We start from the raw sequence: 21,060 nt of genomic DNA, 5'->3' as shown, positions 1-21,060 counted from the left end.
GGTGCGGGCCCATGGCGCCGCCGGCGGCGCTGAGCTTGCCCCCGGCGAGTTTCTAATGGCCCCGGTGCTCACCATCGAGGGCCATGCCGGCCTGGATAACAACCTGGAGGATCGTCCCCGCCACTACGCCATCGATGGCCTGATTGGTGTGGTGATGGAGTGGGGGCTGCCCAATCGGGGCAGTTTTGCCATCGAAGCCATGATCGGCCCGGCCTTTGTGTGGGGGGAAGCTGAACATTTCTATGGCCGGGTGCATCAACACGATGACCACGACGACCATGACCACGACGAGGACGATGTAGCTGAGGGCCATGGCGGTGCCCCTTTCCAGCGCGTCGACATCAAGGGACAGCTGCAGGCCCGCTATGCCCCGAACGATCGTCTCTCATTCATGGCCGAATGGAAGCCTTATTACGTCACCCGCAACCAGGGGGAAGATGTCAAGGGGCTCAAGAATGAGGTGGGGGTTGGCGTGGTGTGGGCCCTGGGGGATGGCGATGTGAATTTTGCCCTGGGCGATGGCCTCGAAACCATTGCCGATGGCTTTTTTCTATCCCTGGAAAATCGTACGGGCTGGGAATCTGATGGCACCTACATTGGCAACTACACAGACCCATGGCTGGGATTTGGATTCAATGTTGACAAGCTCAATGTGACCCTTACTGGGGGGCCGCGTTTCTATAGCCCCGGCAGCTACTCAGGCCTTTCCAGCCGCACCGACTGGGGTGGTGAGTTGGCACTGGAAGTGCCTGTGAGTCCCGGCACAGTCTTGTTCGCCCACTGGAAGCCGATCTACAGCAGCCAAGGGGGCGATGGTTGGGGCCGTGGCTGGCAGCACCACATCGGCACGGGGGTGACCTTCCGGTTCTGAGTCAGGCGTGGGCCAGCAACTGCCTGCCCAGAATCACGCTGAGCCGTGCCGTCACGCGAACCCCCGTGCCCGCTCCTGGGACCTGCTGCCGGCGGTAAGAAAGTCAAAGCGATCAGTGCCGGGGTCGTAGATGGTGTAGTTGACGCCAGCCCCGATGCCGATCACCTGGCGCTTGGGAACGCTCTGCTGCTGGTGCCGTTGGCCCTCCAGATCCCGCACCTGCGACTCAATGCCGCCGCCAGTGAGTTCGATGCTGAACTGCTGGCCGCTGCGCGCCGTGAACAGCCGGTTCACCTCCATGCGGGTGAGCCGATCAAGCAACAACAGCGGTGAGCTGTCCGGGCCCAGGCTGTCTTCCACGGTGGCCGAGCTGGCATGCAGCAGGGCGCAGTCGAGCTCGATGAAGCCGAACTGCAGCTCCGCCAGCCAGCCCATGTGGCCGGGATCCACGGCCTGGAGCAGGGCATCCACGGCCGTCTCCCCCTGGCTGAGGCGCAGGGCATCGGCTCGCCGCCCGCCCCGGTATCCCCGTTCGGCCAGCAGCTGGTCCTCCCACCAGCCAAATAGGCACTGCGGCTGCAGCTCGCCACGACGCGGCTGCTGCAACCGGCTCAGCAGGGCATCGCAATTACGCGCCGGACCGATCACATCCCCCAGCACAAACAGGGTGTCCACCCGCCGGGTCTGCCGCAGTTCTTCCTGGATGGCCTCATAGACCTCCAGATCACCGCGCAAACCACTGATCAGGGCCCAGCGTGCCATCAGCGCTCACACACGTGGCTGGCGTCATCGGCCCGCTCGGCGTACTCGAAGCCATGGCGCAGGCGCCACGCGAAGATCGCCGGAAGGCCGGATTCGACGATGGCCCGGCAGGTGCGCTCCACGTCGTAGGTCACCTCCCGGATCTCCACGCTGTCCGTTGCTTCGTCGTGAACCACATAGGTGGCGTTGGTGTTGCCATGGCGCGGCTCACCCACCGAGCCGGCGTTGATGATGCGGCGCACCGGCAAATTGATTTCTCTTTCTACGGATGGGCCGCCGCTGGCTACACCTTCCTGCACGCGCACCCTGATCGATCCATCCCGCAGCTCCCTCACATAGGGATGATGGGTATGACCACAGAACAAGGTGTCGGCTCCGGCGGTTTCGACCCGCTCCAGCGCCGCGAAGGCATCCATGTTGGGCAGCAGATATTCGTGCTGACTGTTGGGACTGCCATGGACGAACAGCAGCCGATCGCGTCGCAAGGACATCGGCAGGCTGGCGAGGAAGGCCTTGTTCTCCTCGCTCAGCTGCTCGGCCGTCCACTGATGGGCCAGATGGCCTCGCCGTTCCGCCAGCTGGGAGGGGTAGCTGCAGTCGCAGGCGTTGAGGCCTTCGATGATGTCCTCATCCCAGCAGCCCTGGCAGGTGGGAATGGCGCGCTGACGAATTAGCTCCACCACCTCATTGGGCTGGGGGCCGTAGCCCACCAGATCGCCCAGGCAGGTAATGGTGTCGATGCCCTGTTGGTCGATGTCGGCGAGCACGGCCTCCAGGGCGGCGTGGTTGGCGTGCAGGCAGGAGATCACGGCATGGGCCATGGCGATCAGGCGGCAGGGGATGGATGGGGCAGGGCCTCGCTGAGCAGGCAGTCGGCGAGGGTTCGCTCGATGGCGCCGGGATCGAGATCCTTGCCCTGCACAACCAGACGCGACAGTCGCTCCGGGCGGCAGTCAGGCGGGGCGATCGTCTGCAAGGGCAGAAACTGGGAGCCCTCCTGGCTCACCATCCAGTTGCAGAAAAAGGCCCGGCCATCGGGCAGGTTCATCAGGGCCTTGGCGCGGTACACATCGCCATAGGCGCCGTTCACCAGTTCAAACCAAAAACTGCTCAGGCTGGCCGGATCCCACACACTCCCAGCGAGGTTCCTTTGCCAGGCCTGCAAACTGCTGAAATCCAGGGTGTCCTGGCGGGGTAAGGCGGTGTCTCTCCCGAAGTGCAAATGCTCGTCGGGCCTGAGATGCAAGGCCTCCAGTTGGGGAATCACGCGCCGGTCCACCCCACCAAGACCCGATTCCGCCGGCGACTGGAACTGGGGCAGTTCAATCAGCGCCAGAAGGTGCTCCGGCCTTGGTGCCAGGGCCTGATCGAGATCGGTCAGATCCAGCAGCCTCGGGCACTGGTCCTGCAGGTAGGCCAGATCGATACCGCCGTCAGGCGCCTGGGCGAGCCCTTCGTCGGGGTAGCCGGCCAGCCGCAGATACCCGCATGGGCCTCGATGGTTCTGGAGCCGGTTCAGGATCCAGCTGGTTTTACCGCAGCCAGGCGGTCCGGAGATCAGCAGGGTCTGGCTCATGGCAGCGCTACGCAGGCCTCGAGCTGGGCCTTAAGCGTTGCCTGGTCAATGCCCTTGCCGATCACCACCACTTTGGTGTGGCGCTCTGAGCCATCGGGCCAGACGGAGTCATCGATCGTGAAGCGCTTGCCGCAGAGATGAAACAGGTGGCGCCGCTCGCTTTCGCGGAACCAGAGCACCCCTTTGGCGCGGAACACCGTGTCGGGCAGTTGGTTGTCGAGGAAGTGCTGGAAGCGGCGCAGATCAAACGGCGCATCTACCGCCAGGGATACGGAGCTGAAACCCTCCAACTCCGGCGTATGGGCGTGGTGATGGTGATGGGCGTGATCGTGAGGCTCGTGGTGATGCTCGTGGTCGTCCTCGCGCGCGTCCTCGGTGGCCTTCAGCGCCGCCAGGCGATCGGTTTCGAACAGCCCCACGCTCAGCAGCAGGCCCAGGGGAACATCACCACGACTGGCCCGCAGGATGCGAGCGTCGGTTTTGATTGCCCGCAGCTCGGCCTCAACTTCTTTCAGCCGTTCCTCATCCACTAGGTCGGCTTTGTTGAGCAAAAGGATGTCGCCATACACCACCTGGGCGCGAGCGATCGGGCTCTCGAGGGCCGTGGCGCTGAAGTGTTCTGCATCGATCAGGGTGATGATCGAATCGAGCCTCAGCCGATCGCGCAGGTCCCCGGCCATGAAAGTCATGGCCACGGGAAGCGGATCGGCCAGACCGGTGGTTTCCACCACGATCAGATCCAGTGGCTCGGGTCGCTCGAGCACCCGATGCACCGCCTCCTGCAGCTCCCCATTGATCGAGCAGCAGATGCAGCCGTTGCTGAGCTCCACCATCTGATCACTGGTTGCCACCACGAGCTCGTTGTCGATCCCCACCTCGCCGAATTCATTGACCAGCACAGCACTGCGCAGCCCCTGCTGGTTGCTGAGGATGTGGTTGAGCAGGGTGGTCTTGCCTGCGCCGAGGAAGCCGGTGAGCACGGTGACGGGGACCTGGATGACCTGCTGGACCATGGACCACCATCAGCGAGAACGGTTCTCATTCTGCTCGATCGGCGCGGGCCATGTCGACGGCGCAGCTCCCTTGCTGAGGCACGATGTGTACATGTGCACATCTGGTACCCATGTCCGCGCCTCAACGCCACTGCACCTCCACACGGGAAGGCAAGGTCATGCTGTCCTGCTGGATTTCCGAGGAGCTGCGCCAAGAGCTTGATCGGGCCTGGGCCGAGCAAGGTCTGATGCCCCATGGCCGTACGCAGAAGGGCATGGAACAGATGATCAAATACTTTCTTGCTAATCAGTCCTTAGATCAGTAGGCCGTGCCACCGGATTTCATCGATACGTCTTGGAGGCACTGATCGCCTGGTGGTTGATCGATTCGCCTTTGCTGCTGAACCGCGACACTTTGTTTCACCAGTGGCTTGCGCGCCTTCTGGCCTCGGCATCCGGCACATGAAGCCATGGATGGCGAGCACTGTTGATTGGTTGTGAAACTCGAACGTGGCAGCTCAGTCTCTTCTCGCAGCAACAGCCAATCGCCTGCTGTTGGGATCTGATCTGCCCATAGGAAGTCTGGCAAGAGCAGCCCCTGCGCTATGCGCGCCTGGTCGGGTTCCATTGCCCCTTCTGCTCGCTTGCGAGCTGGAAGTAGCGGCCTGCCTGCTCCAGCCCCTCGCTCCGGCTCGAGCATTTCGCAAAGGCCCGTGCCCACTGCCACACCTCTAAATGCGCTGATCAAAGCCGCCTATCCAGCAGCCTGGTGGCTAATCCAGTTGGAAGAAGAGCAGCAAAAGCTCGAGCAGCCCCTGCGCTGGTCCGTCTAGCCGGCCAGCCGGTGGTGCAAGAGGACGCCGGTTAATCCATTGGCGCCAAACAAAAACCCCCAGGCATTACCTAAGGGTCAGAAAACAAAAGCCTGAAGGTGCTCAGAAGCAGAAAGGCAGGAATTGGGTGCGGCAGGCGGCATAGCCATCAACCAAGGCGCCAAGGCCGATCTGATGGGCAATACCAAAACCGGTGAGGCCTTCCACCACGACTCCGATGACGATCCCAAGCATGGCTGCACGGCCGTTAAACAGTTCAACTTGCTGGAGCTGCTCCATGAGGGTCAGCTGTTCGGCGCTGGTATTGAGCGTCTGGTCGTTAGAAGGAGTGTTGGTCATGGCTTTGGGTGGCGGAACAATTGCTGGAAAGCTGAACAAACAAGAGCTAAAAGCTCAATCGGCTAGGTCCGGCTGGTTGAGAGCACCAACAATCCAGGCACCGATAAGGAGAACTGTGATTGCAGAAATCATCCAACCCTCTTAGCCAGGTCCGTAGGACGGCTCAGCACGTAGATCGTCATTGCCGAGAGCACGGCGGTGATCAGGGCAACGACCGAAATTGCAGCGGTGTAGTCGGTTTGCATGGCGTTCAACCCAGGCCAATTTGGGAAAGGATGCCCTGACCTGTCAGGAGCTCGGTGCCAAGACCGATCACAAAACCAAGCATTGCCAAACGGCCATTCCAGGTTTCAGCGAAAGCGACAAACCCGAAGCGAGAAGCGGACTCAGTCATGGTTGCGACGAAGTGTTAACGCCAATGTAACAGGTTGTGAACATGCGGCGCAAGGGGGTGCTCCGCTGTCGTTCGTCCGGCTAACAGTGACGCCTTCTGTCTGCTCCCACTGACAGGAGCAGCAACGGCAAGCCGGCTCCGGCACTCTTGTTGCAGAGCGCCTTGCCACAGCCCTTGGCGCCCGTTTGATCTCCATGACATCTGATCAACCAGGCCACAGGCATCTCGCGCTAACAGCAGAGCTGGTTTCCGGAGAGCAGCAGTCCATGCAGTCGGACCTTGACTACCGGCTTCTGGAAGCCTCCTACCGTCAATCAGCTGAATATGCCGCGATGGTTCAGCGCTACCCGCTGCTGCGTAGCTGGATCACCGCTTGTGAGTCTTCTGAACTGGTGGGCCATCCAGTATCCGTGGGCGATGAGCAACAGGTGGCATAGGTTGGCCGCTGCACCAAAGCAACGCGGTGAAACCCCAATATCAGAGAGGGACAAGCAGCTAGCCCTCAGCTGAATCCTGAGCTGCGAGGGGATCTGGCAGCCCCTGGGTGATCGCCACGGCGCGTTTGTAAATGGCACTTGAGGTTGCGCCGGCAGCTTCCATGGCGATGCGCATGTTCTGCCAGTACTGCAATGTGTTGTCTTGCGTCATACGAGCTGCTGCGGTATCAGGCGCAGACGGCTGCTATGCCGCGGCGCCGGCCCAGCGGTTCGATCCATTCGTTGAGCACAAGCTTGTGCTGGACAAGACGACTAGGCAGGCGGCAGCCAAGGTTGATCTGCCCCTCGTCGACCAAGCGACCCAACCGAAGCGCCAGGGCTTCCTCGTGGCGGGCAAAGGCACCCTGCTGGGAAGCAACCCAGGAGATCTCTCGTTCCGTGATCACGCCGCTGGAGAGGGACTCCAGAAAGACTTCCCCGACAGTCATGAGAGCCATGTAACAACTTCGTTACATACTGCCGCGCCCGGCCTGGCTCTGTGGCTCGAGCGGGCTCGGGGACTGGCTGGGGCAGTCGGCTGGCTAGAGCACGCCCCGCAGCCTTGAGGGAAGCCACTTCGCTCTTGAGGGCGGCCGGTTCGTCAAAGACGTCGCTCATCGCCACCTTGGTGGCGTAGGTGCTGTCGGCGTAGTCCTTGCGGATCACCTCCCCTGCCGCTGGTGCATCAGCAGGCAGTTCGATCATTCCCGTGGCGGCAATCTTTGTGGAGCTGCTGCCGCGTTTCAGGAAGGAACCACCCGAACCCATGTGCACGCCACCCGTGGGCTGGGCAACGATCGTCTGATTGAAGGTGGTATTCGCTGAGGTCGTCGTCCACAGGTTGGTGGTGTTGCTGCGCAGGGCAACGCCACCACTGCCACCGAACTAGTTGTAGCCCGTGCTGCCGTACGAGAAGCTGGCAATCGTGGTGGGCAGGGTGATGCCACCCGTCATCGTTCCGCCGGCCAACGGCAGGTAGGTGCCAGCAGCCGTCTTGCTGTCGACGTAGGCCTTATTGGCGAGGTGGTTGTCGGCTGTTGGAGCGGTCCCGCAGAGGGGGATCTTGCTGAACGTCTGCTGCCCATCACCAGCGATCAGGATGCCGTTGTGACCTGAGGGCAGCTGCAGCCGCACGTAATTGGCTGTGTCCTGATACCAGTAGGCATCAATGCCATTGAAGCCACTGCCCATGTCGGTGGGTGGCAGCCGCAGCGGTGAACCCGTGGCGCTGGCCGACCAGTTCTTAAGGCCCTGTTCATTCAGCGGCGCCCCGGAACCACCTGCATCCCGATCGGTGCCAGGGCGATCAGCGCCAACTTGATGTGCTGGATCCCAAAGGGGATGCCGATGATCGTCACAAAGCAGCCCCTGGCCCAGGCCCATCACAAGGCCCCCCGGCACAAACAGAGGACGTTGAGCAGAAAACGGAGCATGGGTCCGGTCGCGGCGCTCTCCAGTTGCCTGCCACACCTTGGCGTGTAGCTGTGGTTGGTTTGGTGGCAGATCCACACATGCCGCATCACTGCGGCAGCTTTGGGGTCCTGTTTCTCTCTAGCCTGAAATTTCAGAACGCAGCGAACGATATCGGCATCGGAATCATCCAGCCACCGCTTCAGGATCACCCCGCTTTTGATGGGTTCGGGTGGACATGGGCAGAGCATTCCTTCGGGGGTGACAGCCTTGTGTTTTTTCTGATCATCCTGGCTCGCTATTTCCTTGCTGCCGGAGGGTGTTGGTACCTGGTTCGTGTCTGCCGTTCCCGTGTCAAATCTGCATCGTCGGATCTTCAGAACCGGAGGATCCGAGACGGAATCCACCATGACATCCGCTTGTCAGTGCTCTCGGCAGCAGTGTTCGCCCTTGCCGCTGCTGCGGTGCTGGGGCTGCAAGCCCATGGCATGACGCGGCTCTACGCGGATGTCGAGCCCAACACCTGGTGGTATCTGGGCGTGAGTTATCTCACAGTGCTCATCTTGCAGGACGCGGCTTTCTACTTCACTCACCGCCTATTCCATCACCCAGTTCTGTATGCCCTGTTTCACCGGGGGCACCACCGCTCCCGCCGGCCCACACCCTGGACATCCTTTGCGTTCGATCCTCCAGAAGCCTTGGTGCAGTCGTTGTTTCTGGTGTTGGTTGTGATGCTGATTCCCCTGCACTTGATCACCCTGCTGGCTGTGCTCAGCACCATGACCGTGTGGGCAATTGTGAACCACCTCGATCTTGAGTACCTGCCACGCCGATTCCCCCACCACTGGCTGGGCCGCTGGGTGATCGGGCCGGCGCACCACGCCCTGCACCACCACCGCCCGTCGGTGCACTTTTGGCTCTACTTCACGTTCTGGGACCAGGTTTGCAACACGCATGATGCGGGCTACTCCACGGGTCTGAACGCTTCTGCGACGACGACCTGATCGGGCCAAGGCTCAGGTCAACGATGTTGGTGCGCATCAACCCCACGGAGGTAGGAACCCTGGCCCGAGATGCTTCTGCCGCAGACTCAGAACCTGCTCAGGCCTCACGCCCCCGAGTGGTGAATGGATTGATCAGCACCACGCCAAATCGGCTGAAATCAGCCTCGTTGCGTGTGACGACCGTGAGCTGATGAACCCTGGCAATCGCAGCGATCATGGCGTCCTCGTAGAGGGTGTCGGATTGCCGATGCATGAGCTGGGCCCAGCAGCGAAAAGCCGCTCCATCCATCGGCAGGATGTTGTAGGTGCAGCTCACCTGAACGAGCCACTGCTCGATCTCGGCGGCCTTGGCAGGGTCCTGTTCGCGGGTGAGTTCGATGCCTGCCTGGATCTCGCCAAGGGTCACGCTGGCTAGATGGAGGTCAGCGTCGTGGACGCTGTGGAGCCAGGCGAGCACAGTGCCATGGGGGTGCGGCTTGCGCAGCTCCGAAACCACGTTGGTGTCCAGCAGAAACGCCACAGGACTACAGGGCTGGCACAGAGCGCCGACGGGCCTGGCCCCGGGGCGGCACCAACATCTCGCTGCGGGCGCCTGGGCTCAGCAACAGATCTTTCAGGCTGGGCCGTGCAGCTGCCTGGAGACGACGCCACTCATCAATGGGCACAAGCACGGCGGCTTCACAGCCCCGCCGCGACACCACCTGGGGCCCCTCACGCTGACAGGTGTCGAGCAGCTCGCTGAAACGCGCTTTGGCGTGCTGAACAGGCCAGACCGTCATTGAGGCCTCAACCATTGACTAGTTGGATGACCAGTCTAAGCGGGCACATGGCCCGATCCTTGACGAGGTGTGTGGACCGGCGCAGCTCGTCCAGGGTTGGAGGCGATAAAGCACGTCGCCGATCTCCTGCGCAAAGGCAACGTCCAGAACAACGTTCATGGCGTCAACACCTCCACGCTGCAGCGCAGGCCCGGTGCTCGGGCGGCCCGGCTATCGGCCGTGAGCAGCGTGGCGCCCAGCTGCTCGGCCAGGGCCACATAGAGCGCGTCGTAGGCGCTGAGGTTGGTGCGCAGGTCCCAGGCCCGTGGCCAGAGATGGCGGCTGGGATGGCGCCGCAAGCCGATTTGCTGGGCCGTGGCCAGGGCCTGCAGCACGTGCTTTTCGGATAACTGATCTGCCAGCACGAGCCGCCGCAACACCGAGAGCAGCTCGGCATCGATCAACTCAGGGGCCTCGAGGCTGGCATCGGCCAATCTGGCCCGGGCTGCGCCATAAAGCCATCAAAGGCCTTGGCACCGAGCTGGTCGAGATGGTCCATCTCACTGGTGTTGGCTGGTGAAGCGGTCATGGCAACACCTCCAGCTGGAGGAGCTGGGCGGCCTGATTCAGTCGACGGTCGTAGCAGGCGAAGGTGACAGGTTGTTCGGAGTTGACGTGCAGTTCATGGGCAGCGGCGAGCTGCACGCTGTCGTATCCGCGAAGGGCAAAGACGTCGGCAAAGCGCCCAGCCGTTTCCACCAATGGCTGGCTGACTTCCACAATGGTGAAGGTTTTCCAGGATTGGATCAGGTGCTGCCGGGCCTGTTCGAGATCTTCGTTGCAGACCGGGTCTTCCCGCTGGAGGCGAGCAAGGGCAGCCATTGTTTCGGCCCAGCTGATCCGGCAGACCCCGATGGCATCAACAGTGCTGCTGACCTGCCGCATCTGATCTGATTGGGCTTCGTCAACCAGCAACTTCATCAGCGCGCTGGTGTCACAGAAAAGGATCACCAGCTCAACCCCGATCCTCAATCACGATGTCGCTGAGCAACTTCCCTTGCCCCCGCAACTTCACGGGAGGGGGCAAGTTGGGCTTCTGACCATTCCAGCTGATCAGGCCCGCATCAATCGCTTTTTGCAGCGGGCTGGTTATCCCTGAGTCCGCTGGCTTCACAGCGGTGATGCGGGCGATGGGTTTGCGATGGGAGGTGACTTCCACCACCTCACCGGACTGGGCACGGGCCAGCCATTCGGAGAGGTGGGTTTTGAGATCCCGCACCGACACCTGACTTGCGACCACATCTGCCATGCCTGACTCCGCCGATGCGACCACACTAGGCCGGATTTTGCTATTCACGCTTCTCCTCCAACCACGGTGCGGCGTTGGGCGATCACCCGGCCATCAGGGCTCAACAGCACCGCCACCACCGCTGCACCTTCCAGCTCGTCATCCTCGACCAGCAACCGGGCAGCGCCATCGTCGATGGGTTTGGCGGTGGTGGCCACGGACGGGCCATTGGCCGTGTCACGGCGTAGGTCAGCCTTCAGTCCTGCGGTGGTTCCACTGACCTCCAAATTGCAGCGCAGGCCCTTCCAGCTGATCTCGGTGATGGCCGCAGCCGGCGCGTTGATCGCTCCACCGGAAACGACCAGTACAGGAGTGAGGCACTCCTGCAGGCTGATGCCGCCATGGGCATAGGAGTAGCTGCCTCCTGTGTTGAAGCAGGCAGCGCCGCTCGGGGTGGCGAACTGCTCACTGGGGTTCCAGCTCCAGGCAGCGGTGGGCACCGGCACTTGGGACTCTCCCTTGATGGCGGCGCAGCGAGCCCATTTGCTGGCGGTGAGGTGCTTGGGCAACTCAGCCGTGGGCAGGCCATCGGGACAGAACAACCAGCCGTGGTCGGTAACGACCTTCACGGAGCGCCAACCGGCGTCCAGCAGCTTCTGGATGCGAAGCGCCAGCCGTTCGATCTCCGAATGGATCTGGCGCGGCAGGTCGTTCTGGAGCTGATGGCCGCGGTGGTCGAGGTCACCGGTCTCCAGCCAGCCGCGAGCCTCAGCACTGGAGGGGAGGTTCAACTCGTCGTCGCCCAGGACGGTGTAGCCCTGGGCGTTGAGGGCCTTGCGCAGCTCGGCGGCACTGGTGGGCTTGCCGGAGCGGAAGGCCGGAGCGAAGTCTTCTGGCAGGGCCTGGCCCTGGATGTCACCAATGAGGGGCGTGATGGCGGGCTTGGCTGTGGCGGTGACCGTGGGCAGCCCCGCCCATCGGGTGGTGAGGCTGCCGGTGATCCCCATCACCTCCAGCTCCTTCTGTAGTTGGCGGGCCACGTCGTAGCGGAGGCCATCGGCAAACAACAGCACTTCGCTTGGCTCGGCCGTGATGGCACCTTGATCGGCCGGAGTGGGCAGGCCACTGCTGGCCACAGCGTTCTGGAAGCGGCTGGCGGTGCCATCCAGCCAGGGACGCAGTGCCGGCATCGCCCTCAGTGCCGGCTTCCTCCAGCCGGCTTTCTGCCAACTGATGCACCTGGGGCCGCAGCACATGCACCGCCTTGCTGCCCTTGCGGGGAAAGATCACCAACGCCTTGGCCTCGGCAAAGCCGCACCAGTAGGGCAGGGCTGATCCCCGCAGATGCAGCCCCAGGGTGAGCAGCACCGGATTGGCCCCGCGGTAGCGCCGGCCCGGAAGCAGATTCACGTGATGCCCGCCGGCTGCGGCATCCCACTCCCGCCGCCAAGGAGTGGTGCCCGCTTCCAGCAGGGCAATCAGGGAGGCCACCAGCTTCTCTTCTGGGGAAGCCTTGGCTGCGGCCGAACCTTGGGATCGGATGGAGCGGGATGGGGAAGCAACAGCCACGAAGGGGCAAGCGCAGGACCGCAAGCGCCAGCGCGGCCAGCGTCAAGGGCCGGCCACAGCACTCACAACAACCAGTGCCCTGGGCGTCTCATCGCTTGCGGTGGGCCGGCTTGCGAAGCCCTTGCGCGGCCACGCACGCTGAGGAATCCTGCGCGTCGTGTTTCAGCTCTCAAACGCCCGAAGAAGCTGAGGATCACTCCTCTTCGTCGGAGCCACCCATGGGGATCAGCTTGATCTGCTTGCGGCCGAGCTTGATCTCGAACTCATCGCCAGGCTTCAGATCCAGCATGGCGGTGTAGGCCTTGCCCACCATCAGGTTGCCGTTGAACTGCACCTTGGTGGAGTAGGCCAACTTGCGGCCACCCTTACCCAGGCCACGGCCACCATCAGTGCCAAGGCTGACACCTTTGGCAACGAGCAGGGCTTCGTAGAAGGCGGTGAAGTTGATCCGTTCGCCACCATCTTTTTTGGTGGTCACATAACCACATTCCCGCGCCAGGTCTGACTTGGAGACATCGCCGAGCTCCTTAACCTTGGCGAGCAGATCCGGACCAGTAAGCATCGCTCTACAACAGTGGTATCAATAACATAACAAGTTATAGCCCGTTGTCTACAGCTAGAGCGACACCCCGATGGATTTACAGCCGTTCTTCAGTCGACGGACCTCGGGATGATCCGTGTTGTGCTCAGGCACAGACCCGCACTGCCGAACTAGTTGGATGCGTGCCCCTTGGGCCTGCGTCGGGAAAGGAGCTAGCCAGCCCCGGAGATGATCACCACCAGGGTGGATAGGCCGAGAAGCACGGAGTAGTAGGGCTGCAGGTTCAGCGGGCCAAAGCGACCGGAATGGATCTTGAGCAGCCAGAAGGCATCGATGCCCTGCTCCAGCAACAAGCTGTAGAGCGAGCCGGTGGCCGCGGTGACCAACAGCGGTACCGCCGCAATCGGCACGACCCAACGATGCAGCTGGCGCCAGCGGGATTTCGTCAGCAAGACCATGGCAAGTACGGCGGATGAATCAGTGATGACGCAGGTGCTGGTGTAAGGCAGCCTCATTGCTGCAGGGCTTCCACTTGCCGCTGTTGCGATGGGTGCCCTCACAACCCAGCTCCTTGGCCCGTTGCTCGGCCTGCTCCTGGCTGTCGTAGAGGCCCTTGGGGTGGGCATGACCGCCGACAGGCGCAGCCACCACGGCCAGGACCAAACCAGAGATGAGGGCCTTGATGAACTTGTTCATTGGGGTTTTTGGTGCTGGATCAGAAGTTGAACAATGCGTCATATTGGCTGTACTCCGGCTTGCTCAATCCCTCAAGCCGCAGCATGCGCCGCAGCTCAATGATTTCGTTGCGCTGGGCCACGATGATCTCCCGTGACAACCTGCGCACAGTGGGATTGCTGCTCTTCTTGAGTGCATCGTGTGCCATCTCCAGGGCACCGCCATGGTGGGCGATCATCCCTTCCAGAAACCAGACCACGCGGTTGTCCTTGGTGGGGGTGGAGCCCATCATCTGCATCGCCTGGATCTGGGCGGCGCTCATGCGCTCAAGGCCGGCCATGCTGTTGGCATCCCCGCCGGGCTTGAGGGCCACGGGATACACAGGAGCCTCCGGATACCAGGGCTTGCGCCATTGCCCCATGGCCTTGATCTCGCGGGCTTGCTTGCGCCAGATGCCGTTGGCGAGGGCACCCACACCGGGAGAACCGATGTTGAACACGAACTCGCTCATCCGTAGAGCACCGGTGTGGTGCTGCACCATGGCGTCGAGCCAGCGAAGGTCGTAGGTGGCGCCGGCCGGGCCAACGTCATGACTGTGGCTGTCATGACTGTGGCTGTCATGGCTGCCCTGCCCGTGATGACCCTGACCAGCGGCCGGGGTCATGGGGACTGCGTTGTGGTGTTGATGGTGCTGGTGATGCTGATGGTGGTGGTGGGGATCGCCCTGGGCCAGAACCGGAGCAGCCCAGACCCCAGAGAGCAGCAGGGAGACGGCGAGCGAACGCATGGAAAAGGGCAAGCGATGGTTCTACGATGCAGTCTCCCCTTAGAGGAGAGTCAAGTGGTGGTTGCTGCACCCCTGAAGATCGGCGAGGTGGCTCAGCGCTCCGGCCTCACCATCAAGACGATCCGCTTCTACTGCGATCAAGACCTGATCCAGCCCAGCAGCCGCAGTGAGGGCGGCTACCGGTTGTTTGGCGACGAGGTGTTCGCGGAGCTGGCCCTGATCCGCACCCTCAAAGCCATGGACATCCCCCTCCAGAACGTGACGCAAATTCTGGAATCGCGCCGTTCGAGGATCTGCACGTGTGAATCGCTGAAAGCGACAATCCGCAGCAAAGCGGGCGAGATCGAACAGAAGATCGATGCCCTGCACAATCTGCGCCAAGAGCTCAATGGCCTGCTCAGCAGCTGGGAAGACTGCGGCGGCCGCAAACCCTCAGCGGCCTGAAGCGCCGTACCACTGGCGATACCCCGCTTGATCCGATCAGCAGTCCAGCAGCGAGGAGCGGAATCCAGCAGCAGCGCTGTCCCTGATTCTTGCCCATGGCAATCCACGTTCTTTGGATGCACTATCAGGACGTTCTCGCGGCTTGAGCGCCAAGCGGGCTGATCCCGCAGCTGATCACCTGCCGAAAGGCTTCAATCCGCACCTGGCAGCATCACGCAGAAGCAGCTCGCGTCCCCCATGCGGATATCACCGTGATGGTGCTTCCTTGGTGCCGGGAGCGGGCTGGATCCAGTCGGGTAGTGCGATCAACGGCATCAGCACTGAACCGCTGCAGATCATCGATCAGCGGAAGATCAGAGGCCTTCACAGTGCTGCACCGCCTTGAGATAGATCAGTTTGCCGGGGCCGTCCTGGCCGGTGAGGTTGCTGGAATGTCTGAGCTTGATCTGCTCATCGATGCAGAGGTTGTAACGATGGTCTTTGACGGCCCCAGGAATCTGCAACAAGGCAAGGGTCAGCAGGCTGAGGCTGCTGATGGCAGCCAGAACAAGGTAGGCGTGCGCCCGCACCATCTCTCGGGCTGTGAGCTGTTGGCTGTGATCACTCATGGTTTGTCCTCACGTTCTCCAAGGATGCCTTGTGATCCTGGCGATGAAACAAAGCGATCCCCTGGCTGCCGATCAGGCCACCGCCGTCCGGCGCTGCTGTGTGGCGTAAAGAGCTGCCCCACCTGCCGCCAGAACCAAGCCACCGCTGATGGCGAAAAACACCAGCGTCTGCAGCAGCAACAGGAAGATTCCAATGGCCGAACCGGTGACGATCTGAACCCTGGCCTTGATCAGCAGGGTGAGCAGCAGGAGCAGGGTGGCCTTGAGGGCCAACACCTTGGCCGTGCTGAATGGCAAGAAGGGGTTCAGAAGCACGACAAGATCACTGGTGAGCCCATGCTGGCGGCAGGTCGTGCGCGGCGCGAGTCGACACCCAGGCCATGACCACCCAAGCGCCTCAGGTGGGCAGCACCAGAGCCTCGGGCTCCGGGTGATCCAGCCGGAACAACCGGTCATCTGCTGCCCGCCGGCAGGTGAGCAAGAACAGCGGCATGTCGATGCCAAAAGTTTGCTCAAACAGCGCCACAACACCGGCGGTGCCATCCAGAACGCAGGCTTGGATGGCGCGCCTCAGGCCTTGGCGCGGCTGATCGGTGAGGGCAGCAAACAACCCGTTGAGGCGCTGCTCCAGCAGGGCCTGGGCTGGTGTCATCCCCCGGACCTGCTCAAAGCTGACATCTAGGCAGTCTTGGCTGATGCCAAGAGCCTGGGGAACAGCCGTCATCTCGATCGACTCTTGCAGATGAAGACCGAAATACTGCCGTGCCTTGGCGACGGTTTGCATCGGGCAGCCGCAGGCTTCTGAAACTGCTTAAGAAGCCAGTTGAGCAACGCCTTTACTCACGAAGGACAGAACAGGCAATACCGCAATCTCATGACCGTTATGAATTCGTGCTGCCAGTCAATAGCCAGGCGGGCGTTGGGTCAGCAGGCAAAGAAAACACATTGCAAGGTGCAGTGACCCTCTGAAATCTGTCGAATTAAATCAACACACAGGGTGCAAATCTGTATTGATTCAGAAGATGCCTTGCCTCACTTTCCCCTGATCGTGCAACTGAAATCAGTCGCTCCTGCCGGGCGATGAAGGGAGTTCCAAGCGTCGCCCTGGCGGCGCTTTTTTGATATGCGTTCGCCCGTCCGACGCAAGCCCCCAATCAGGCAGTGGACGATTCTGCAGGCGTCCACTGTCGTGGTGTAGCGTGGAGCTGATTCAACGACCACTCTTCTGCGGGTTTCTTTTCCAGGCGGCGGGTTCCACGGGCTTTAGGCCCCTGCTGATCTCTACTCGGCCAGCGACTTTCTTCAGGGCTTTCATCGAATCCAATTCATAAGTTCGATTCCATTTATGACCATTTACGTAGGCAACCTCTCCTTCGATGCCGAAGTAGGGGACCTCGAGCACCTGTTTGCCGAATACGGCTCGGTGCGCAAGTGCAGCCTGCCGCTTGATCGCGACTCCGGCCGCAAGCGTGGCTTCGCCTTCATCGACATGGCAGACGCCAACGACGAGACCAAGGCCATCACAGCCCTCCAGGACGTGGAGTGGATGGGCCGGATGATCCGCGTCAACAAGGCAGAACCCCGCCCGACCGCATCAGCGGGCGGCGCCCGCTGGTGAGCTGACTCCAGCACATCACATCACAACTACAACAAACACCTTTAACTCTTATGGCTGATTCTTCTCCCCGCTTTGGTTTCGTCGCATTCGCCGAAACCTGGAACGGCCGCATGGCCATGCTCGGCTTCGTGATCGGTCTGGGCACTGAGCTGCTCACCGGCCAGAGCATCCTTGGTCAACTCGGCCTGGGCTGATCCATACCTGGTGGTGGTGCTCAGCCGGCCCAGCGACCTGGCCCTTCCCCCTTGGACTCAGTCCAGGGGGTTTTTTGTTGAGGCGTGAAGTTCGGGTAAGCGAACCCGAAAAACCCCTGATGGCGCCACGCCTTGCCTGCCCTCGCGACAACATATGAAGAAGTCGTTACAAAGCAAGTGACCCTTGGCGAAGTTTTCCTTGAGGCGATCACCACAGGGGTGATCACAGACAACGAGATCGCTTGGGTAGCCCGCAGCCAGGGCCGCTTTTCACGCGCCGAGGAAGCCACCGCCTTGCGGTTGGGCCGCCTCCTTGATGCTGGGGTGGTCAATCCCGGCTGCCGGATCCCATCGCGGCTGCTCCAGCACAAGCAAATCGCCAACGACTGGATCGAGCCCCTCGGCCGGCGTCGGGGCACCCTGGTCTCCGTCTAGGAGTTCAGGTGATGACGCGAGTGAGAGCAGGCGATGGTGGCGGCGTCCACTGCGGCGGACACGCCCGCCAGCCAGGGTCAGCTCCAGGCTCTGGCTCCAGCGGTCGTAGCGGAGTGGCTTGAAGTCCAGCCCTGGCATCGGCTCGTGAGGTGCTCGCCATGGGCAATCAGGCCCTGGTGCAGCTGGCAGGTGAGCACCGGGATGCAGACCTTGCGGCTGCGAGCCCTGAGAAGCGTATCGGCTTCGAGGTAAGGCCACTCCTCGACTGGGGTTTCGAATCTGGCCGCCAGAGCCGCCGGCCGGGGAAGGGGAACGCCCATAAAAAACTCTGAGGCGTACACCTGTACTAGCACAGTTGAGCCGGGATTTGGGGTTGACGCAGGGCCTGTCAACCCCCGATCTTGCGATCCAACCACTGGGTCAGCACATAGACCCCGATAAACATCGGCAGATAGGCGATCCACATATTCGGCAGGTCGAGCTCTGCGTTGTTGATCAACACAAGGCCGCCATAGCTGATCGCGCCATAGACCAAGGCCCTGCGCAATGGTCCGGTGATCTTGTTCAAGCGAAACCTGGCGTGGAGCTCTGCTTCAGGCTAGGCCCGACTCTGCTGCTAGGCGCCATTCCACATGGCCCCGTAGATGGTGAGACACACAAAAACCAGTTGTCATGCCATCAATAACCTGGCTTTCACGGCGAGTTGCGCCAATCTGGTTTTGCCTTACAAGCCCATGGGCCCCCGTATGGAGAAGCTCGGCCGCTTTCTGCTGCGCGGCCTGCGCATCGGTGCCAGCACAGTGTCGATCGTGGAGCTGCTACGCAACGACTGGACAGGCGGCATCACGGCAGGGGTGGCCTGGCTGGTTTTTCTACAGGTGGAGCAGCGGCTTCCCCCGACACCCAAGGCGCCCAAGGAGTGATCAGTTGCTCGCGGACAGTAGCGATGCTAATTCAACCCTAGGCATTCGGCACAAAGAATTGTTCATTTCTAAGGATTTACGAGGGGCTTCTCAAGCTTTTTCTTGACTCTCTTTATGACATCCTGATCGTCGGCACTTGTCTCAAAACGGCATCCAATCCGATGCATTCAAAACACGACTAATTCCTTGTTCTTTGCAGGTTGGCGCTGCTCTACCATTGCCAAGCAGCGGTGCATCATTAAGAGAGTCAAAGCTAGTGCCTTTGGATACAGACAGACACCAGGCACTCGTCACAAGATTGCCTGTAATTTAATTTTCAGCCTCAGGCATTCGCCAGACACTCCTCTGCTTAGCCAACGGAAAAGATACTTACTTGTTCGAGTCCATTTCCAATGGCTTTGCCTCCAAGATATAATGAATACAGAGCATTCCCAAACAAACCTTCGCAACCCTATAAATGAATCCAGTTTATCTACCTCCCAAGATTGCAACCTTGAAACACACCTCTACGCCCTACAGGGGCGAGTGGATTATTTACCAATTCGCAAATCGTGAGTACAAGGCAATTCACGAAGTGCCTCAGCAAAACGGAGAGCGCAAGGCAGTTGAAAGCGTCTCTCTCGCCTCAATTGCCGAAGCCCAATCATTTTCAGGCTATCTCGGCTCCTACGGCTGGCAGCGGGTTTGGGATCTCAAATAAAAGTGTTCAAGCCAAGCATTCTGAGCCCTCACAACGACAATTCATAGATCCATTTAATGGACATCTGGGTCGCAGTGTGAGCTGCACAGCTAGATCGACGTAGGCTCTGATGGCCATGCTTTTTCACATTCGTCATGCTCTGCGCTACGTCTATGGGCAACCCGTATTTCTTGAGCCCACCACACTTCGCTTAGCTCCTCGCAACGACCCAGCCCAGCAGCTCCTGCATCACGAACTGAGGGTGCAGCCCCAACCAAGCGGCAGCAGCCGCGTGCTGGAGGCAGATGGTGGCGAAGCCCTTGTGCTTTGGTTTGACCCGTTGCAGCACGAGCTCAGCATCGAAGTGGAGATGGTGGTGCGCACCACACGCGCCAACCCCTTCGATTGGATCGTGACCCATCCACCGGCGTTGGTTCTGCCGGCTGCCTATCCGTCTGCCGAGGCTCGATCCCTGCTTGCCTGCCTGGCCGGGAGCCAGCCTGTAGCCAAGCCGGTGCAGCAGTGGGCAGCGACACTGGCCTCAGAGGTGGATGGCGCAACCACCGACTTCCTGATGCATCTGGCCGACACGATCCACCATGGCTTTCAACACGTGGGACGGCCCGACGGTGAGCCGATGCCCCCTGTCGACACGCTCGCAACGCGGACCGGCGCCTGCCGTGACACCGCCATGCTGTTTGTGGCGGCCTGTCGCAGTCTCGGTCTTGCCGCTCGATTCGTCAGCGGCTACTCGATGCACCACCCCGCGGAAGTGAGCGAGCACGAACTACATGCCTGGGCGGAGGTTTACCTGCCCGGCGCAGGTTGGCGGGGCTATGACCCCAGCCTTGGCTTGGCCGTGGCAGACGGGCATGTGGCGCTCACCGCTGCCCCCGATCACCAAGCCTGGCCGCTGCTGTCAGCGGCAGCTACCGCGGCACCGGCATTGGCTCGTTGATGCGCTACGCCGTGGAGGTGCGCACAGCCAGAAACCTGGACGAGCTGCAGGGCCTCGATCGCAACCAGCAACTCCAGCTGCCTCCGTTGGAGCAGTGGCTCAGCGGTGAGCAGCCTTCAGCTGTGTCTTGCTGAACAGATGCAGGCTCACGCCAAGTGGTAGTGCTCAGCACAGCCCATGCCGATCCAGGGAGCCCATGCTTGAGAAACCTACTTTGATCGCCATGCCCACTTTCACCATCACGCTTGAGAGCGGCAAATCCTTTCCCTGCGCAGACGACGCTTACATCCTCGATGCCGCCGAAGAGCAGGGCATTGATCTCCCCTATTCCTGCCGGGCAGGCGCCTGCAGCACCTGTGCCGGCCAGCTCATCGCGGGCAAGGTTGATCAATCCGATCAGTCCTATCTGGACGACGACCAGATCGAGAAGGGGTTTGCACTCCTCTGCGTCAGCTACCCGCTGAGCGATTGCACGATTCGCGCCAACGCAGAGGAAGACCTGGCGTAGTGCTCATTCCAGGCTGCCATGCAGCACATCCATCACCTGGAGGATCCATCACCTGGAGGATGTCGTCTGTGAGCGACTACTCCAGATTGAGAACCGCGGCAAGATTATTGAGAATATTTCGCTCATCCACCTTCAGCTCACCATCAGATGCTCGGCTCCCTGTGTGCGCAATTGCCCTAACAGGCTATCCAGCAATTGCGCCATCTCGCCATCGCTGTAATCGCGAAAAGGCAGGCGGTAATCCAAAGCGTGGCGAAGGGAGCGAGCTCCCGCTGCGCTCATCACGCCATCCCAGCAGAGCGCTGCCAAAGCCACCGCCGCAAACCCATCCGCGGTACTGGGGGAGGTTGTCATTGTTGAGGTCTGCAGACGTTGAGAAATCACCAGTTGCGGAGAAGCAGCTCCTTGAATCTTTGGT

The 21,060-nt window shown here is 61.1% G+C and carries 34 protein-coding genes and 3 pseudogenes; 13 read left to right on the top strand and 24 right to left on the bottom strand.

The features are described 5' to 3' along the window. Positions 1–55 precede the first annotated feature (55 nt). Positions 56–871, top strand: coding sequence for a hypothetical protein (locus CJZ78_RS07960; RefSeq protein WP_233128595.1), 816 nt, complete (start codon positions 56–58; stop codon positions 869–871). 51 nt (positions 872–922) lie between these two features. On the opposite strand, the gene CJZ78_RS07955 is transcribed toward CJZ78_RS07960, so the two are convergent. Genes CJZ78_RS07955 through CJZ78_RS07940 form a run of 4 tightly spaced genes read right to left on the bottom strand, consistent with a single transcriptional unit; the run spans position 923 to position 4,222 of the window. Then, positions 923–1,633 (bottom strand): phosphoesterase, encoded by a 711-nt coding sequence (locus CJZ78_RS07955; RefSeq protein ID WP_094560397.1) that lies wholly within the window; start codon positions 1,631–1,633, stop codon positions 923–925. Then, entirely contained in the window at positions 1,633–2,454 is an 822-nt protein-coding gene (locus CJZ78_RS07950) for a metallophosphoesterase (protein ID WP_094560395.1), read from the bottom strand. Before CJZ78_RS07950 ends, CJZ78_RS07955 begins: the two co-directional genes overlap by 1 nt. A 5-nt stretch (positions 2,455–2,459) precedes the next feature. Beyond that, entirely contained in the window at positions 2,460–3,209 is a 750-nt protein-coding gene (locus CJZ78_RS07945; RefSeq protein WP_094560393.1) for a GTP-binding protein, read from the bottom strand. Next, positions 3,206–4,222: a GTP-binding protein gene (locus CJZ78_RS07940; protein ID WP_094560391.1), complete on the bottom strand. Its 1,017-nt coding sequence runs from the start codon at positions 4,220–4,222 to the stop codon at positions 3,206–3,208. The genes CJZ78_RS07945 and CJZ78_RS07940 overlap by 4 nt, the downstream gene beginning before the upstream one ends. A gap of 110 nt (positions 4,223–4,332) precedes the next feature. Between CJZ78_RS07940 and CJZ78_RS07935 the strand changes: the two genes are divergently transcribed. Further along, positions 4,333–4,527, top strand: coding sequence for a hypothetical protein (locus CJZ78_RS07935; RefSeq protein ID WP_094560389.1), 195 nt, complete (start codon positions 4,333–4,335; stop codon positions 4,525–4,527). A 609-nt stretch (positions 4,528–5,136) separates the two neighbouring features. Here CJZ78_RS07935 and CJZ78_RS07930 read toward each other — a convergent pair. After that, positions 5,137–5,373 (bottom strand): chlorophyll a/b-binding protein, encoded by a 237-nt coding sequence (locus CJZ78_RS07930; protein ID WP_094560387.1) that lies wholly within the window; start codon positions 5,371–5,373, stop codon positions 5,137–5,139. A 250-nt stretch (positions 5,374–5,623) separates the two neighbouring features. Next, positions 5,624–5,767, bottom strand: coding sequence for a chlorophyll a/b-binding protein (locus CJZ78_RS07925; RefSeq protein WP_094560385.1), 144 nt, complete (start codon positions 5,765–5,767; stop codon positions 5,624–5,626). Positions 5,768–6,033: 266 nt separating this feature from the next. On the opposite strand from CJZ78_RS07925, the gene CJZ78_RS14055 reads away from it, so the two are divergent. Further along, positions 6,034–6,204, top strand: a complete 171-nt coding sequence (locus CJZ78_RS14055) for a hypothetical protein (RefSeq protein ID WP_158217052.1) — start codon at positions 6,034–6,036, stop codon at positions 6,202–6,204. A 227-nt stretch (positions 6,205–6,431) separates the two neighbouring features. Here CJZ78_RS14055 and CJZ78_RS07920 read toward each other — a convergent pair whose 3' ends face one another. After that, on the bottom strand, positions 6,432–6,692 hold the full coding sequence (locus CJZ78_RS07920) for a hypothetical protein (protein WP_094560470.1): 261 nt from the start codon (positions 6,690–6,692) through the stop codon (positions 6,432–6,434). A gap of 810 nt (positions 6,693–7,502) precedes the next feature. Then, a pseudogene (locus tag CJZ78_RS07910) lies at positions 7,503–7,616 on the bottom strand (YccF domain-containing protein); the annotation flags it as partial. A 123-nt stretch (positions 7,617–7,739) separates the two neighbouring features. Between CJZ78_RS07910 and CJZ78_RS07905 the strand changes: the two are divergent. Continuing rightward, a complete protein-coding gene (locus CJZ78_RS07905) occupies positions 7,740–8,657 on the top strand; it encodes a sterol desaturase family protein (protein WP_233128588.1) in 918 nt (305 codons plus the stop codon). Between the two features lie 97 nt (positions 8,658–8,754). Here the strand turns inward: CJZ78_RS07905 and CJZ78_RS07900 are convergent, their stop codons facing one another. The 11 genes and pseudogenes from CJZ78_RS07900 to CJZ78_RS07850 form a co-directional block, all read right to left on the bottom strand. After that, complete coding sequence (locus CJZ78_RS07900; RefSeq protein WP_094560379.1) at positions 8,755–9,177, bottom strand: type II toxin-antitoxin system VapC family toxin; 423 nt, start codon at positions 9,175–9,177, stop codon at positions 8,755–8,757. A gap of 4 nt (positions 9,178–9,181) precedes the next feature. Next, positions 9,182–9,436 carry a type II toxin-antitoxin system Phd/YefM family antitoxin gene (locus CJZ78_RS07895; protein WP_094560377.1) on the bottom strand — a complete coding sequence of 85 codons (255 nt, stop codon included), beginning with the start codon at positions 9,434–9,436 and terminating at the stop codon, positions 9,182–9,184. A 155-nt stretch (positions 9,437–9,591) separates the two neighbouring features. Then, a pseudogene (locus tag CJZ78_RS07890) lies at positions 9,592–9,912 on the bottom strand (type II toxin-antitoxin system VapC family toxin); the annotation flags it as partial. An 88-nt stretch (positions 9,913–10,000) separates the two neighbouring features. Continuing rightward, positions 10,001–10,360 carry a type II toxin-antitoxin system VapC family toxin gene (locus CJZ78_RS07885; RefSeq protein WP_233128594.1) on the bottom strand — a complete coding sequence of 120 codons (360 nt, stop codon included), beginning with the start codon at positions 10,358–10,360 and terminating at the stop codon, positions 10,001–10,003. A gap of 70 nt (positions 10,361–10,430) precedes the next feature. Continuing rightward, a complete protein-coding gene (locus CJZ78_RS07880; RefSeq protein WP_233128587.1) occupies positions 10,431–10,724 on the bottom strand; it encodes a type II toxin-antitoxin system Phd/YefM family antitoxin in 294 nt (97 codons plus the stop codon). A gap of 44 nt (positions 10,725–10,768) precedes the next feature. Next, on the bottom strand, positions 10,769–11,893 hold the full coding sequence (locus CJZ78_RS07875; protein ID WP_233128586.1) for a PglZ domain-containing protein: 1,125 nt from the start codon (positions 11,891–11,893) through the stop codon (positions 10,769–10,771). 109 nt (positions 11,894–12,002) lie between these two features. Next, positions 12,003–12,194 (bottom strand): annotated as a pseudogene (locus CJZ78_RS07870) (ArdC family protein); the annotation flags it as partial. 271 nt (positions 12,195–12,465) lie between these two features. Then, positions 12,466–12,834 carry an AbrB family transcriptional regulator gene (locus CJZ78_RS07865; protein WP_094560371.1) on the bottom strand — a complete coding sequence of 123 codons (369 nt, stop codon included), beginning with the start codon at positions 12,832–12,834 and terminating at the stop codon, positions 12,466–12,468. Positions 12,835–13,025: 191 nt separating this feature from the next. After that, positions 13,026–13,271 (bottom strand): hypothetical protein, encoded by a 246-nt coding sequence (locus tag CJZ78_RS07860; protein WP_094560369.1) that lies wholly within the window; start codon positions 13,269–13,271, stop codon positions 13,026–13,028. 19 nt (positions 13,272–13,290) lie between these two features. Further along, positions 13,291–13,509 carry a DUF3721 domain-containing protein gene (locus tag CJZ78_RS07855; RefSeq protein WP_094560367.1) on the bottom strand — a complete coding sequence of 73 codons (219 nt, stop codon included), beginning with the start codon at positions 13,507–13,509 and terminating at the stop codon, positions 13,291–13,293. Positions 13,510–13,528: 19 nt separating this feature from the next. Beyond that, on the bottom strand, positions 13,529–14,152 hold the full coding sequence (locus CJZ78_RS07850; RefSeq protein ID WP_233128585.1) for a DUF305 domain-containing protein: 624 nt from the start codon (positions 14,150–14,152) through the stop codon (positions 13,529–13,531). On the opposite strand from CJZ78_RS07850, the gene CJZ78_RS07845 reads away from it, so the two are divergent. Then, a complete protein-coding gene (locus CJZ78_RS07845; RefSeq protein ID WP_233128584.1) occupies positions 14,126–14,719 on the top strand; it encodes a MerR family transcriptional regulator in 594 nt (197 codons plus the stop codon). The genes CJZ78_RS07850 and CJZ78_RS07845 overlap by 27 nt on opposite strands. A 353-nt stretch (positions 14,720–15,072) precedes the next feature. On the opposite strand, the gene CJZ78_RS07840 is transcribed toward CJZ78_RS07845, so the two are convergent. The 3 genes from CJZ78_RS07840 to CJZ78_RS07830 form a co-directional block, all read right to left on the bottom strand. After that, the gene (locus CJZ78_RS07840; RefSeq protein WP_094560361.1) at positions 15,073–15,327 is read right to left on the bottom strand and encodes a hypothetical protein; all 255 of its coding nucleotides are present in this window, start codon (positions 15,325–15,327) and stop codon (positions 15,073–15,075) included. A gap of 72 nt (positions 15,328–15,399) precedes the next feature. Continuing rightward, on the bottom strand, positions 15,400–15,624 hold the full coding sequence (locus tag CJZ78_RS07835) for a hypothetical protein (protein WP_233128583.1): 225 nt from the start codon (positions 15,622–15,624) through the stop codon (positions 15,400–15,402). Between the two features lie 100 nt (positions 15,625–15,724). After that, on the bottom strand, positions 15,725–16,111 hold the full coding sequence (locus tag CJZ78_RS07830) for a hypothetical protein (protein WP_094560357.1): 387 nt from the start codon (positions 16,109–16,111) through the stop codon (positions 15,725–15,727). Between the two features lie 561 nt (positions 16,112–16,672). Between CJZ78_RS07830 and CJZ78_RS07825 the strand changes: the two genes are divergently transcribed. The 3 genes from CJZ78_RS07825 (at position 16,673) to CJZ78_RS07815 (ending at position 17,574) form a co-directional block, all read left to right on the top strand. Next, complete coding sequence (locus CJZ78_RS07825) at positions 16,673–16,945, top strand: RNA-binding protein (protein WP_094560355.1); 273 nt, start codon at positions 16,673–16,675, stop codon at positions 16,943–16,945. 14 nt (positions 16,946–16,959) lie between these two features. Beyond that, positions 16,960–17,139, top strand: a complete 180-nt coding sequence (locus CJZ78_RS07820) for a chlorophyll a/b-binding protein (protein ID WP_304442190.1) — start codon at positions 16,960–16,962, stop codon at positions 17,137–17,139. 177 nt (positions 17,140–17,316) lie between these two features. Then, positions 17,317–17,574 (top strand): hypothetical protein, encoded by a 258-nt coding sequence (locus tag CJZ78_RS07815; protein ID WP_094560351.1) that lies wholly within the window; start codon positions 17,317–17,319, stop codon positions 17,572–17,574. A 388-nt stretch (positions 17,575–17,962) separates the two neighbouring features. Here the strand turns inward: CJZ78_RS07815 and CJZ78_RS07805 are convergent, their stop codons facing one another. Then, entirely contained in the window at positions 17,963–18,142 is a 180-nt protein-coding gene (locus tag CJZ78_RS07805; protein WP_094560349.1) for a hypothetical protein, read from the bottom strand. A 166-nt stretch (positions 18,143–18,308) separates the two neighbouring features. On the opposite strand from CJZ78_RS07805, the gene CJZ78_RS07800 reads away from it, so the two are divergent. The 5 genes from CJZ78_RS07800 to CJZ78_RS07785 all read left to right on the top strand — a co-directional run bounded on the left by CJZ78_RS07800 (position 18,309) and on the right by CJZ78_RS07785 (position 20,642). Then, on the top strand, positions 18,309–18,497 hold the full coding sequence (locus CJZ78_RS07800) for a hypothetical protein (RefSeq protein WP_094560347.1): 189 nt from the start codon (positions 18,309–18,311) through the stop codon (positions 18,495–18,497). 493 nt (positions 18,498–18,990) lie between these two features. Further along, entirely contained in the window at positions 18,991–19,197 is a 207-nt protein-coding gene (locus tag CJZ78_RS07795) for a hypothetical protein (RefSeq protein ID WP_233128582.1), read from the top strand. 109 nt (positions 19,198–19,306) lie between these two features. Further along, a complete protein-coding gene (locus CJZ78_RS07790; protein WP_233128581.1) occupies positions 19,307–20,134 on the top strand; it encodes a transglutaminase family protein in 828 nt (275 codons plus the stop codon). After that, the gene (locus CJZ78_RS14665) at positions 20,134–20,268 is read left to right on the top strand and encodes a hypothetical protein (protein ID WP_255373955.1); all 135 of its coding nucleotides are present in this window, start codon (positions 20,134–20,136) and stop codon (positions 20,266–20,268) included. The genes CJZ78_RS07790 and CJZ78_RS14665 overlap by 1 nt, the downstream gene beginning before the upstream one ends. An 89-nt stretch (positions 20,269–20,357) precedes the next feature. Then, entirely contained in the window at positions 20,358–20,642 is a 285-nt protein-coding gene (locus CJZ78_RS07785) for a 2Fe-2S iron-sulfur cluster-binding protein (protein WP_094560462.1), read from the top strand. Between the two features lie 132 nt (positions 20,643–20,774). Here the strand turns inward: CJZ78_RS07785 and CJZ78_RS07780 are convergent, their stop codons facing one another. Continuing rightward, positions 20,775–20,996, bottom strand: a complete 222-nt coding sequence (locus CJZ78_RS07780) for a hypothetical protein (protein WP_233128580.1) — start codon at positions 20,994–20,996, stop codon at positions 20,775–20,777. Positions 20,997–21,060: the final 64 nt, after the last annotated feature.

It is taken from the genome of Synechococcus sp. 8F6 (assembly GCF_002252665.1).
Taxonomy (GTDB): domain Bacteria; phylum Cyanobacteriota; class Cyanobacteriia; order PCC-6307; family Cyanobiaceae; genus Cyanobium_A.
This window is presented reverse-complemented; position numbering and strand designations above follow the sequence as displayed.

Bases quoted from the DNA above. Each gene is read 5' to 3' on its own strand.
- CJZ78_RS07960 (WP_233128595.1), top strand. From the start codon at position 56: ATGGCCCCGGTGCTCACCATCGAGGGCCATGCCGGCCTGGATAACAAC.
- CJZ78_RS07955 (WP_094560397.1), bottom strand. From the start codon at position 1,633: ATGGCACGCTGGGCCCTGATCAGTGGTTTGCGCGGTGATCTGGAGGTC.
- CJZ78_RS07950 (WP_094560395.1), bottom strand. From the start codon at position 2,454: ATGGCCCATGCCGTGATCTCCTGCCTGCACGCCAACCACGCCGCCCTG.
- CJZ78_RS07945 (WP_094560393.1), bottom strand. From the start codon at position 3,209: ATGAGCCAGACCCTGCTGATCTCCGGACCGCCTGGCTGCGGTAAAACC.
- CJZ78_RS07940 (WP_094560391.1), bottom strand. From the start codon at position 4,222: ATGGTCCAGCAGGTCATCCAGGTCCCCGTCACCGTGCTCACCGGCTTC.
- CJZ78_RS07935 (WP_094560389.1), top strand. From the start codon at position 4,333: ATGTCCGCGCCTCAACGCCACTGCACCTCCACACGGGAAGGCAAGGTC.
- CJZ78_RS07930 (WP_094560387.1), bottom strand. From the start codon at position 5,373: ATGACCAACACTCCTTCTAACGACCAGACGCTCAATACCAGCGCCGAA.
- CJZ78_RS07925 (WP_094560385.1), bottom strand. From the start codon at position 5,767: ATGACTGAGTCCGCTTCTCGCTTCGGGTTTGTCGCTTTCGCTGAAACC.
- CJZ78_RS14055 (WP_158217052.1), top strand. From the start codon at position 6,034: ATGCAGTCGGACCTTGACTACCGGCTTCTGGAAGCCTCCTACCGTCAA.
- CJZ78_RS07920 (WP_094560470.1), bottom strand. From the start codon at position 6,692: ATGACTGTCGGGGAAGTCTTTCTGGAGTCCCTCTCCAGCGGCGTGATC.
- CJZ78_RS07895 (WP_094560377.1), bottom strand. From the start codon at position 9,436: ATGACGGTCTGGCCTGTTCAGCACGCCAAAGCGCGTTTCAGCGAGCTG.
- CJZ78_RS07885 (WP_233128594.1), bottom strand. From the start codon at position 10,360: ATGCGGCAGGTCAGCAGCACTGTTGATGCCATCGGGGTCTGCCGGATC.
- CJZ78_RS07880 (WP_233128587.1), bottom strand. From the start codon at position 10,724: ATGGCAGATGTGGTCGCAAGTCAGGTGTCGGTGCGGGATCTCAAAACC.
- CJZ78_RS07875 (WP_233128586.1), bottom strand. From the start codon at position 11,893: ATGCCGGCACTGCGTCCCTGGCTGGATGGCACCGCCAGCCGCTTCCAG.
- CJZ78_RS07865 (WP_094560371.1), bottom strand. From the start codon at position 12,834: ATGCTTACTGGTCCGGATCTGCTCGCCAAGGTTAAGGAGCTCGGCGAT.
- CJZ78_RS07860 (WP_094560369.1), bottom strand. From the start codon at position 13,271: ATGGTCTTGCTGACGAAATCCCGCTGGCGCCAGCTGCATCGTTGGGTC.
- CJZ78_RS07855 (WP_094560367.1), bottom strand. From the start codon at position 13,509: ATGAACAAGTTCATCAAGGCCCTCATCTCTGGTTTGGTCCTGGCCGTG.
- CJZ78_RS07845 (WP_233128584.1), top strand. From the start codon at position 14,126: ATGACCCTGACCAGCGGCCGGGGTCATGGGGACTGCGTTGTGGTGTTG.
- CJZ78_RS07850 (WP_233128585.1), bottom strand. From the start codon at position 14,152: ATGACCCCGGCCGCTGGTCAGGGTCATCACGGGCAGGGCAGCCATGAC.
- CJZ78_RS07840 (WP_094560361.1), bottom strand. From the start codon at position 15,327: ATGAGTGATCACAGCCAACAGCTCACAGCCCGAGAGATGGTGCGGGCG.
- CJZ78_RS07830 (WP_094560357.1), bottom strand. From the start codon at position 16,111: ATGCAAACCGTCGCCAAGGCACGGCAGTATTTCGGTCTTCATCTGCAA.
- CJZ78_RS07825 (WP_094560355.1), top strand. From the start codon at position 16,673: ATGACCATTTACGTAGGCAACCTCTCCTTCGATGCCGAAGTAGGGGAC.
- CJZ78_RS07800 (WP_094560347.1), top strand. From the start codon at position 18,309: ATGGGCCCCCGTATGGAGAAGCTCGGCCGCTTTCTGCTGCGCGGCCTG.
- CJZ78_RS07790 (WP_233128581.1), top strand. From the start codon at position 19,307: ATGGCCATGCTTTTTCACATTCGTCATGCTCTGCGCTACGTCTATGGG.
- CJZ78_RS14665 (WP_255373955.1), top strand. From the start codon at position 20,134: ATGCGCTACGCCGTGGAGGTGCGCACAGCCAGAAACCTGGACGAGCTG.
- CJZ78_RS07785 (WP_094560462.1), top strand. From the start codon at position 20,358: ATGCCCACTTTCACCATCACGCTTGAGAGCGGCAAATCCTTTCCCTGC.
- CJZ78_RS07780 (WP_233128580.1), bottom strand. From the start codon at position 20,996: ATGACAACCTCCCCCAGTACCGCGGATGGGTTTGCGGCGGTGGCTTTG.